Annotated in this window: 3 protein-coding genes; all 3 read right to left on the minus strand. The window is 70.3% G+C overall.

Annotated features, from left to right (window positions below; translation table 11 throughout):
- Positions 1–24 precede the first annotated feature (24 nt).
- The 3 genes from FL311_RS05850 to FL311_RS05860 are packed head-to-tail and all read right to left on the minus strand — an operon-like array spanning position 25 to position 11,530.
- Positions 25–1,641 (minus strand): AMP-binding protein, encoded by a 1,617-nt coding sequence (locus FL311_RS05850; RefSeq protein ID WP_141323944.1) that lies wholly within the window; start codon positions 1,639–1,641, stop codon positions 25–27.
- Positions 1,638–8,222 carry a non-ribosomal peptide synthetase gene (locus tag FL311_RS05855; RefSeq protein ID WP_141323945.1) on the minus strand — a complete coding sequence of 2,195 codons (6,585 nt, stop codon included), beginning with the start codon at positions 8,220–8,222 and terminating at the stop codon, positions 1,638–1,640. The genes FL311_RS05850 and FL311_RS05855 overlap by 4 nt, the downstream gene beginning before the upstream one ends.
- The gene (locus FL311_RS05860) at positions 8,219–11,530 is read right to left on the minus strand and encodes a non-ribosomal peptide synthetase (RefSeq protein ID WP_141323946.1); all 3,312 of its coding nucleotides are present in this window, start codon (positions 11,528–11,530) and stop codon (positions 8,219–8,221) included. Before FL311_RS05860 ends, FL311_RS05855 begins: the two co-directional genes overlap by 4 nt.
- Between the last annotated feature and the right edge of the window lie 21 nt (positions 11,531–11,551).

Below are 11,551 nucleotides of genomic sequence, written 5' to 3' on the forward strand. Positions count from 1 at the left end.
GCTCCTCGAAGTCCTGCGGGGTGCTCAGCTCGCGGCGCGGTCGAGCTGGGTCTGGAAGACGTCGCCGATGCGCTTGCGGTCCAACTTCAGATTCGGGCGCAGAAGCCCGTTCTCCCGCGTGAAGGCCTCCTGCGCGAACACCACGCGCCCCACGCGCAGCGACTGCCGCTGTCCTCCCACTTCCTCCACGTGGCGCTCGATGCGGCGCTTCGCCTCCACGTCGTCGGGGTTCTTGGGGAGCACCACCGCGACCAGGCACGTCAGGGTGCCGCCGCCGAACACCACGGACTTGGCCACCTCCGGGCAGCGGTCGATCTCCGCCTCCACCAGCTCCGGATGCACCTTCTCCCCGCCCGAGGTGATGATGATCTCCTTCTTGCGGCCCACCAGGTACAGGTAGCCCTCCGAGTCGAAGCGCCCCACGTCACCGGTGGCCACGCGGTTGCCGCCGATGAAGGTCTTCTCGTTCTCGCCCTCCGCGCACTCGAAGTAGCCGGTCGCGTACATGTGCTCGCGGTGGACGATGATCTCCCCATCCGGCGCCAGCTCCACCTTGGGACCTGGGAGCAGCCGGCCCACGCTCCCCAGCCGGTGGGCCTCGGCGGTGTTGAGGGAGACCGAGCCGCACTCGGTGACGCCGTAGGTCTCGAAGACCGGCAGGCGCATCAGCTCGAGCAGCTCCAGCGTGGAGCGCTTGGTGGGGGCCATCCCCGTCACCATGAAGCGCATGCGTCCACCGAGCGTCTCGTGGACCTCGCGGAAGATCCTCCGGGCCATGGCGTCGCGCGCGGACCGGGAGGGCAGACGCCGGGCGATTCCTCCGAGGACCCGGGCCAGCAGCTGCTTCGAGCGGGGCAGGTTGCCGAAGCGGGTCTCGATCGCTTCGTAGAGCGTGGGCGGGGCCACCAGCGCGGTGGGCCGCAGCTCCTTCATCGCGCGGAACAGGTGGACGGGCTCCGTGACGATGAGGTCGAACCCGTACCAGAACGCCGCATAGTACATCAGCCGCTGCTGGAAGTTGGAGATGGGCAGGAACAACAGCATCGAGTCATCGGAGCGGGTCCTCGCCGCGCGGACGAAGGCGTCCAGGCTCTCCTCGACCCCCCGCCGGTTGAGGACGAGCCCCTTCAGCCACCCCGAGGAGCCCGACGAGAAGACGAGCCAGGGCTGGTCGAAGCTCTCCGGGGGTGGCTCGGTGCCTCGCTCGATGGCGCGCACGCCGTCGTTGGGGCCATCGAGCGCGGCGAGGGCGGCGTTCGTGTGTCCCTCCCGTTGCCTTCCAGGGACCAGGAGCAAGGAGAGCTGGTAGCGCTCGAGCAGCTCGTCGGGAGGTCTCGCGGCGAAGTCGTCGGGGAACGCGACGGTGACGGCGCGAAGCTCGAGCAGCGCCAGGTCGTGGACCAGCCACTCGTAGCAGTTCGGTGCCCGGAGGCCCACGCGCATGCCCGGGCGGATGCCCCAGCGCTCCAGCGCGGCCCTCGTCGTCACGACGTCCTCGTGCACCTGCGCGTGGCTTCGGCGGACGACCTTGCCCTTCTCGAAGGTGATGACCTCGCGCGAGGGATGCTCCAGCAGGCGGGGCAGCATCCGCCGCACGTCGATGGGAGCCATCGGCGTCTCCTCGTTCCGGACCTGGCTCATGGGCCTTCCTCCTGGAGTGCCGCCCACTGTCGTTGGGCCTCCTCGGCGGGGAGCGCCTCCAGCTCCGCGAGCAGCAGGGCCACCTCGTCCTCACTCGCTGCATCCGCACGGGTCTGGACGATGACCACCGCGAGCCGCTCGACGGTGGGCGCCTCGAACACGCGTCGCAGGGGCAGCTCCGTCCCCAGCTCACCGCGGATGCGGGACACCAGTCGGGTCGCGAGCAGCGAGTGGCCTCCCAGCTCGAAGAAGTCGTCGTGGACGCCCACGCGCGCGACTCGCAGCAGCTCCGTCCAGAGCTTCGCCAGGGCTTCCTCCACGGGCGTCCTTGGCGCGACGAAGCGGTCCGCGGTCGCGGGCAGGACCTCGTCGGAGTCGGGCAGGGCGCGCCGGTTGAGTTTGCCGGTGGGCGTGAGGGGCAGGGTATCCATCCGCACGAACGCCGACGGCACCATGTGCTCGGGCAGCGAGGCCCCGAGCCATGTGCGCAGCTCGTTCGCCGCGAGGTCGCGAGCGTCCACCGTCTGGAAGAAGGCCACCAGCCTGGGGCGTCCTTCTCCGTCGGGCCGGGTCGTCACCGCGGCCTCCTTCACCGCCGGGTGTTGCCGCAGCCGTGCCTCGACCTCGCCGGGCTCGACCCGATGGCCGCGAATCTTCACCTGCTCGTCCACGCGCCCCAGGAACTGGACGGTGCCGTCGCGCAGATAGCGCGCTCGGTCGCCTGTACGGTACAGGCGCTCGCCGGGCCAGGATGGGTCGGGCGGGCCGGGGATGAACTTCTCCGCCGTCGCGTCGGGACGGCCCAGGTAGCCGCGCGCCAGCATCATCCCGCCGAGATGGAGCTCACCTGGGACTCCCACGGGGAGCTGTTGTCCCCAGCGGTCCAGGACGTGGAGCGTGGCGTTGGGGATGGGGCGACCGATGGCGGGGAGCGCGGGCCACGACGCGGGAGGCCCTTCCAGCGTCAGCTCGCTCACCACGTGGGTCTCCGATGGACCGTATTGGTTGTGCAGCGTGGCCTGGAGGCGCGAGAACAGGTGGGCGATGGACGGAGTGATCTGGAGCTGCTCTCCCGCGGTGATGACCTCGCGCAGGCTGGCGGGGGTGCCACCCAGCTCCCGGGCCCGGTCCGCGAGCTGCTGGAGCGCGACGTAGGGGAGGAAGACGCGGTGGATGTCCTCGGTCGCGAGCAGGCGCCACAGCACCCCCGGGTCCCTGCGCTGCTCCTCCGTGACGAGGACCAGCGTGCCGCCCGCGCACCACGTGGAGAACAGCTCCTGGAAGGACACGTCGAAGCTCAAGGACGCGAACTGCAAGGTCCTCGCGCCAAGGGGGAGCTGGGAGCGGGCCATCTGCCAGTGGAGCAGATTGACCAGCGGGCGGTGCGGCATCGCCACGCCCTTGGGGGTGCCCGTGGAGCCGGAGGTGAAGATGACGTACGCCAGCGTGTCCGGTGACGGGGGTGGCTGGGGCGCGATGGGGCGGAGCGGTGAGCTGTCCTCCTCTTCGCAGTCGACGAGCCGGGCGAGGTCGACGGGGAGCCGCTCGCGTGTGCCCCGGTGGGTGAGCACCACGGGCACCTTCGCGTCGGTGAGCATGAAGGCGAGTCGCTCCTTCGGGAACCGGGGGTCCAGCGGCAGGTACGCGGCCCCGGAGCGCAGGACGGCGAGCACCGCCACCACCATCTCCAGCGAGCGCTCCAGGCAGATTCCGACGACGACCCCAGGCCCGGCGCCGAGTCCACGCAGGCGTGTGGCCAGGGCCTCCGAGCGCTCATCGAGCTCGCGGTAGGTCAGGGCGCGGGGTCCGAAGAGGACGGCTCGCAGGTCTGGCGTGCGCTCGGCCTGCCGCGCGAACAGCTCGTGCACGCACAGGTCCGGCGCGGGCGTACGGGGCGGATTCCAGCGCGCCAGCGCGTCCTGTTCCGCCGGGTCCAGCATGGGGAGCCGCGCGACGGGGAGGTCCGGTGTGGCGAGCGCGGAGGCGAGGAGGTTGCGCAGGTGGGACGCCATCCCGGAGATGGTCTCCGGGTCGAACAGGTCCGAGTTGTACTCGAGGCTCGCCTGGAGGGACTCCGAGGTCTCCGCGACGAACAAGATGAGGTCGAACTTGGCGGTGCCCGTGCCCATCGCGGGAGCACCGGAGGCCAGTCTCGCGCCCTCCGCGGACAAGGGTCGCCCCGTGTTCTGCAGGGCGAGCATCACCTGGAACAGCGGGTTGTACGCGAGGTTGCGTCCGGGGTTCAGCTCCTCGACCAGCTTCTCGAAGGGCAGGTGCTGGTGCGCGTAGGCGCCGAGCGACACCTCGCGGACGCGTGCGAGCAGTTGCCGGAAGCTCTCCTCTCCGGTGACGCGGGTGCGCATGGGGAGCGTGTTGGCGAAGAAGCCGATCATCCCCTCCAGCTCGGGACGCACCCGGTTCGCGATGGGGGAGCCGACCACCAGGTCGTCCTGCCCCGAGTAGCGGTGGAGCAGCAGGTTGAACGCCGCGAGCAGCCCCATGAACAACGTGCAGCCCTCCGCCTGGCAGAAGCGCAGCAGGGCCGCGGAGGGCAGGGTGAAGGGATGGAGGCCGCCTCGGAAGACCTGGACGGGAGGACGCGCCCTGTCCGTGGGCAGCGACAACACGGGCGGCGCGCCGCGCAGGTGCTCCTTCCAATAGGCGAGCTGACGTTCGAGCACGGAGCCCGTCAGCCACTGCCGCTGCCAGGCCGCGAAGTCCGCGTACTGGAGCTCCAGCGGAGGCAGCGATGCGGGTGTGCCCGTCCGGCCCGCTTCGTAGAGGACGCTCAGCTCACGGAAGAGCACGTCGGCCGACCAGGCATCGGCCACGATGTGGTGCACGGTGAGGAGCAGGACGTAGTCGTTGTCCGCGAGGTGCAGGAGCCGGGCGCGCAGCAGCGGGCCGCGTGAGAGGTCGAAGGGATGCTGCGCTTCGAGGGCGGCGAGTCGTTGGGCCTCGTGTTCTCGCGTGGCCTCGGGCCAGGCGCGCAGGTCGACGACTGGCAGGGCGACACTGCCTGGGGGCGCGATGACCTGGACCGGTTGTTGGTCCATCACGGTGAACGTGGTGCGGAGCGACTCGTGCCGGAGCACGAGGGCGTTCAGGCTCCCCTGGAGCGCGGCCACGTCGAGGGGGGCCCGAATCCGGAAGGAGGTGGGGATGTTGTAGAAGGCGCTGTTGGGTTCGAACTGGTCGAGGAACCAGAGGCGCTGCTGCGCGAAGGAGAGCGGGAGCGGGCGGTCCCTGGGCGCGGGGCGGATGGGGGGAGGACGGCCGGAGTCGTGGCCGAGTCGCTCGATGGTTCGCGCGAGCTGCGCGATGGTGGGCGCCTCGAAGAGCTGACGCAGGGGCAGGTCCACGCCGAACGCATCGCATGCGCGCGCCACGACCTGGGTCGCGAGCAGGGAGTGTCCACCCAGGCGGAAGAAGTCGTCGTGGATGCCCACGCGCTCCAGGTTGAAGGCCTGGGCCCAGATGCGGGCGAGGGCCTCCTCCACGGGGTCTCGCGGTGCCGTGTAGGGGGCTGCCGCGGCACCGGCGTTGTCTCGACGTTCGAGCTCGGTCAGCAGGGCTCGGCGTGCGTGCTCCTCTGTGGGGGCACGTGGCAGTGCGTCCAGGAAGAGGAAGGAGTCGGGCAGGGCGGAGTCGGGGAGTCGGTCCTCGAGGTGTTGTCGGAGGGCTTCGCGTTCGGAGGACGGGGCGACCACGGCGGCCACCAACCGCGAGCCCGGCTGGATGACGACCGTGGCTTCCGTCACCTGGGGATGTGCACGCAGGGCCTGTTCGACTTCGCCCAGTTCGAGGCGTGTTCCGCGATGCAGGTGTCGCCCATCGCGTCGACCCACCCACTCGAGCCCTCCGTCGGGCAAGCGACGCGCGAGGTCTCCCGTTCGCACCAGGTTGTCGCTGTGGAAGGTGCGCTCGGGTGAGGAGAGATATCCGGAGGCGAGCTGCTCCCCGGAGACGTACAGGTCCCCGACGAAGCCCGAGGGAACGGGGGACAGGGCTTCGTCGAGCAGGTGCAGGGTGGTGCCCGCCACGGGTGTACCGATTCGGGTGACGGGGCGCTCGGAAGGAGAGGGCGCCGCCACGGGACGGAGCGCGGCGATTCCGCCGGCTTCTGTCCATCCGTACACGTGGAGGACGCGACTGAGGACGTCGGGAGGAAGCGAGCTCGTCAGCAGGGCCTCCTCGTCGGGGCCGCCGGTCCACAACACGAGTCGGAGGGAGCGGAGGGACCAGGGGAACTCACGGCCCAGCTTCACGAGCATGGGCGTGGTCAACGCGATGACGGAGACCGAGTGCTCGCGCAGATGCATGGCCAGCTTGCGCGGAGTCAGGCTTCGCCCGCCTGACAGAGTCGCGAGCCGGGCACCGGCGGCGAGCGCGCCCAACAGCAAGAAGGGCGCGGCTTCGTCCCACGCCCCTTCAGGGAAGGAGAGGCAATCGTCGGGGCTCAGCCTCAGGTCAGGCAGTCGACACGCCGCCGCGAGGGCCGCGTGGCTCATCACCACGCCCAGCGGCCGGCCCTCGGGACCTGGACGAGGCAGGACGCAGGCAAGCCCATCGAGTGTTGCCGCCGGTGGGGCCGCGGGGCCTGGACGTGGCAGGGAGCGAGCGAACCCGTCGCGAATCGCAGGGATGGGATCGTCTTCTTTCGCTGGTGCGAATCCAGCGGAGCGCGTCCCAGCCGCGAGAGGTGCCATGTCACCGGCGGGGGGCGCATCAGCGCTCAGGCAATGCTCCAGGAGGATGTGCTGTCCAGGGAGCCCCTGCAGCCGTGTGGCCTGATGTTGCTGGCAGAGGATGTGCGACGGGCGCAGCGCCTCCACGGTGGCGGCCAGTCGAGACGCGGGCTCGCTCGTGTCGAGCGGGATGAACGCTCCTCCTGTGCACAGCACACCGAGCTGGGCCACCACCAGCTCCGGCGATGGCTCCACGAAGAGCCCCACCAACATTCCCGGCGAGACTCCCTGCGTCCGCAGTGCTCGGGCCACCAGGTCCGCGCGGTGGACCAGCTCGCCATAGCTCAGCGCGTCCTCACCGGTCTGGACCGCGACGGCCTCCGGATGGCTCATCGCTCTCGCGGACACCTGCTCGTGCACACGTTCGACGATCGACCTGACCGGCACCTCCGGCAACGGCTGCGCTGCCTCGACTCGTCGCCGCGCCTCGGCGTCCAGCAGCGGCAGCGACGTCGTCGTCCTGTCGGGTTCCTCCGCGATGCCCCACAGCAGCGCGTGGAAGCAGCTCGCGAGGCGGGCGATCATCTCGCCCTCGAACAGGTCCAGGTTGTACTCGAAGAACGCGTGAGCCCCGGCCTCCGCCTCCTTCACACAGAGGGTCAGGTCGAACTTGGCCGTGCCGCTCGAATACAGCGCCGGCGTGTCGGACGCCGGTGCACGGCTCGCATCACGAGGCCCCGTGTTCTGCAAGACGAACATCACCTGGAACAACGGGTTGTGACCCAGGTTGCGCTCAGGGCGGAGCTCCTCGACGAGCTTCTCGAAGGGCAGGTCCTGATGCGCGAACGCTCCCAGCGTCATCTCCCGGACCCGCCCCAGGAGCTGCCGGAAGCTCGGCGTACCCGAGAGGTCGGCGCGCAGCACCAGCGTGTTGGCGAAGAAGCCGACCAGTCCCTCCAGCTCCGGACGCATCCGGTTCGCGATGGGCGTGCCGATGCACACGTCCGTCTCGCCACTGAGCCGATGGAGGAGGGTGGCGAAAGCGGACAGCAGCACCATGAAGCTCGTCGCCCCCTCCCTCCGACCCAGTCCCCCCAAACGCTCCATCAGCGCGGGCTCGAGCGAGAAGACGTGATGACCACCCCGCTGCCCCACCACCCGGGGGCGTGGCCCATGGGTGGGCAGCGCCAACAGACCAGGCACCGACGCGAGCTGCTTCCGCCAGTACGCCAGGTGTCCCTCCAGCACCTCTCCGCGCAGCGTCTTCCGCTGCCACGCCGCGAAGTCCACGTACTGGAGCGGCAGCGCCGGGAGCGGCGAGGGACGTCCCGCCGAGAAGGCCTCGTACAGCCGCGCCAGCTCGTCGAACAACACCCGCATCGACCAGCCATCCGCGATGATGTGATGCAGCACCAGCACGAGCAGGTGCTCGGTGTCGCTCGACGAATAGAGCGTCATCCGGAGCAGCGGCCCGCGCTCCAGGTCGAACGGTCGCCGACATTCCTCCATCGCCAGTCGCCGCGCCTCCGCCGCGCGCGTGGCCTCGTCCTCGCCAGAAGGGCGCACCGCGGACAGCTTCAGCTCAAGCGAAGTCAGGACCCGCTGCACCGGCTCGCCCCGCACCAGGGCGAAGAGGGTGCGCAGGGATTCATGGCGCTGCACGAGTGCATCCAGGCAGCGTTGCAACACCGCCAGGTCGATGGGCCCCGTCAGCCGGGTCACCGCCGGAAGGTTGTACGTCGGGTTCCCAGGCTGGAAACGATCCAGGAACCACAGCCGCGCCTGTGCATAGGAGAGCGGAGGCTCGGGGCGCGTGCCCTTGTCCCGCAGGGTCCGCGCCAACAGGGCTCTGCGCTCATCCGGCGAGAGCTGGGCGAGGGCGGGAGCGCTCATTTCGCCAGCTCCCCGCGCGCGGCCAGCTCCTCCAACATCGCCGACACCTCCGCGTCCGAGAGGTGGGCGACGTCCGCCAGCTCCGTGTCCCGCTCCAGCTTGGGAATGGCCGAGGCCACCGGCGTCGCCCCCTGTTCCTCCACCACCTTCGCGAGCGCCTCCACGGTGGGCGTCTCGAAGAGCCGGCGCAGCGGCACCTCCACCCCGTAGGCGTCATGGATGCGCGACACCACGCGCGTCGCCAGGAGGGAGTGTCCCCCCAGCTCGAAGAAGTTGTCATGGACCCCGACGCGCGCGCGGCCGAGCAGCTCCGCGAACACGTGCGCCAGCTTCTCCTCCACCGCGCCACGCGGCGCCACATAGGCCGTCCTCGTCGCTGTATCGAGCTCTCCAGGGAGCGGCAGCGCGCGTCGGTCCAGCTTGCCGTTGGGCAGCAGCGGCAAGGCCTCCAGCGCCACGAAGGCGGCGGGCACCATGTGCTCGGGCAAGGTGCGCGACAGGTGGCATCGCAGCTCGCCGAGCAGGTCCTCCCCGGGGTTGCCCACCACATAGGCCACCAGCCGCTTGTCGCCCGGCGTCACCTCGCGAGCCATCACCACCGCGTGGCGCACGCGCGGATGCGAGCGCAGCGCCGCCTCCACCTCGCCCAGCTCGATGCGGAACCCTCGAATCTTCTCCTGGTCATCCAGTCGCCCCAGGAAGTCGATGTTCCCATCCGCCCGGAAGCGCGCGCGGTCACCGGTGCGATACAGCCGCTGTCCGGGCTCGGTGCTGAACGGGTCCGGGATGAAGCGCTCCGCGGTCAGCTCGGGGTGCCCGAGGTAGCCGCGTCCCACGCCGATTCCGCCGATGAACAGCTCCCCCGGGAGACCGATGGGAACGGGCTCCAGCGTCGCGTCCAGGATGAACAACCGGGTGTTGTGGATGGGCTTGCCGATGGGCACCCGACCACCACTGCCACCCGGGGGGCACGTCCACGCGGACACCTCCACCGCCGCTTCGGTGGGGCCGTAGAGGTTGTGCAGCTCCGCCCGGAAGCGTGCGTGGAAGCGCGCCTCCAGGTCGGGCGTGACGGCCTCTCCGCTGATGATGACCTGTCGCAGGGCTTCGCAGCGCTCGACTCCCCGGTGCTCCAGCAGCACGCGCAGCATCGATGGGACGAAGTGCGCGGCGGTCACCCGTTCGGTGGCCATCAGGTCGATGAGGTAGCCCGGGTCGCGGTGCCCTCCGGGCTTCGCGATGACCACGGTGGCGCCCGTCATCAGCGGCCAGAACAGCTCGGTGATCGACACGTCGAAGCTGGTCGGCGTCTTGTGGAGCATCCTGTCGCGCGCGTCCAACCGGTACGCCTGCCGCATCCAGGCCAGGCGGTTGGCGATGCCCGCATGGCTGTTCATCGCGCCCTTGGGACGCCCGGTGGAGCCGGAGGTGTAGATGACATACGCGAGCTGCGCGGGGTGCACGGGCAGCGCCGGGTCGCTGTCCTGCTCGCGAGCCACCTCCGCCCACTCCGTGTCCAGGCGGAGCACGCGGGCACGCGTCCCGGGCAGCGTCGACGCGAGGCTCGCCTGGGTGATGAGCACCGCGGGCGCGGAGTCCTCCAGCATGAAGGCCAGTCGTTCCGAGGGATACTCCGGGTCCAGCGGCACATACGCGCCACCTGCCTGCAGGATGCCCAGCAGCGCGACGAGCAGCTCCGGCGAACGCTCCATGCACACGCCCACCCGGACCTCCGGCCCCACTCCGTGACGCCCGAGGAAGCGCGCGAGCTGGTTCGCGCGGGACACGAGCTCCCGGTACGTCACCCGCTCCAGCCCGGCCATGAGCGCCACCGCCTCCGGTGTCCGCGCGGCCTGCGCCACGATGACGCGGTGGAGGAACCCCGGCTCCTCCCGGGACACGGTGGTGTCGTTCCACTCCACCAACAGCCGCCGCCGCTCCTCGTCGCCCAGGAGTGGAAGCCTCGAGATGGGTTGCGCCGGCGCAAGGACGATGGCGTGGAGCAGGGCGAGGAAGTGCGAGCCCATCCGCGTCACCGTCTCCGGCTCGAACAGCTCCGTGTCGTACTCGAACAGCGCGAACGCCCCCCCGCGCGGCGCCTCCGCCACCGACAGCGTCAGGTCGAACTTGGAGGTCGTGGTCGGTACCCGAGGTGCTTCCGGTCCACCGGGAGATGCGCTGCCCTGGGGACGCTCCGCGCTCTGGAACGAGAACATCACCTGGAACAGCGGGTTGCTGCCCAGGTTGCGCTCGGGTTGCAGCTCCTCGACCAGCTTCTCGAAGGGAATGTCCTGGTGGGCGTAGGCGCCCAGCGTCACCTCGCGGACGCGCGCCAGGACGTCCTGGAAGCCGAGCGCGCCCGAGAGCTGGGTCCGCAGCACCAGCGTGTTGACGAAGAAGCCGATCAACCCGTCCAGCTCGGGTCGTCCCCGATTGGCGATGGGCGTGCCGACGACCAGGTCCTCCTGTCCGGTGGCGCGGTACAGGAGGACATCGAAGGCCGCGAGCATCACCATGAACGGCGTGGCCCCGGCGCGCTGGCCCAGGGCCCGGAGCCCGTCATGGAGGTCCGCGTCCAGCGTCACCAGGTGCCCCGCGCCGCGGTGGGCCTGCATCAACGGACGCACCCTGTCCGTCGGAAGCTCCAGCCGAGGCGGCGCCCCCGCGAGCTGCGTCCTCCAATACTCGAGGTGCCGGGTGTAGACGTCGCCGCGGAGCAGCTCCCGCTGCCAATGGGAGTAGTCCGCATACTGGAGCCGCGGCTCCGGCAGGGGCGAGGGCCAGCCCGCGCTGAACGCGTTGTAGAGCGCCCCCAGCTCCCGCAGGAAGACGCCCATGGACCAGCCGTCCGAGACGATGTGGTGCATCGTCACGAGCAGCACGTGGTCTGCCTCCGCCAGCGTCACCAGCGAGACGCGCAGCAGCGGACCCTCGGCGAGGGAGAACGGGCGCAGGGCATCGAGCGCCGCCAGGCGTTGCGCCTCCGCTTCGCGCTGCGCGGCGGGCATCGAGCGCAAGTCGGTGAGGTCCAGCGTCACCTGTCGCGAGGGCGCCACCACCTGCATGGGCTCGCCGTCGACGGCCGTGAAGGTGGTCCGCAGCGATTCGTGGCGGCGGACCAGCTCGTCGAGGCTCTTGCGCAAGGCCTCCACGTTCAGCGCGAAGCCCAGTCGGAGGGGCGAGGGGATGTTGTAGACGGGGCTCGCGGACTCGAACTGGTGGAGGAACCACAGGCGGCGCTGGGCGTATGAGGCGGGGAAGACGAAGGCCTCGCGAAACTCGGGGACCGCGGGTGATGATGAGGCCATGGGGGGGCGTCACGCGGCTCG

It is taken from the genome of Myxococcus sp. AB025B (assembly GCF_006518215.1).
In the GTDB taxonomy this organism is placed as follows: Bacteria; Myxococcota; Myxococcia; order Myxococcales; family Myxococcaceae; genus Myxococcus; species Myxococcus fulvus.

Bases quoted from the DNA above. Each gene is read 5' to 3' on its own strand.
- FL311_RS05855 (WP_141323945.1), bottom strand. From the start codon at position 8,222: ATGAGCGCTCCCGCCCTCGCCCAGCTCTCGCCGGATGAGCGCAGAGCC.
- FL311_RS05860 (WP_141323946.1), bottom strand. From the start codon at position 11,530: ATGGCCTCATCATCACCCGCGGTCCCCGAGTTTCGCGAGGCCTTCGTC.
- FL311_RS05850 (WP_141323944.1), bottom strand. From the start codon at position 1,641: ATGAGCCAGGTCCGGAACGAGGAGACGCCGATGGCTCCCATCGACGTG.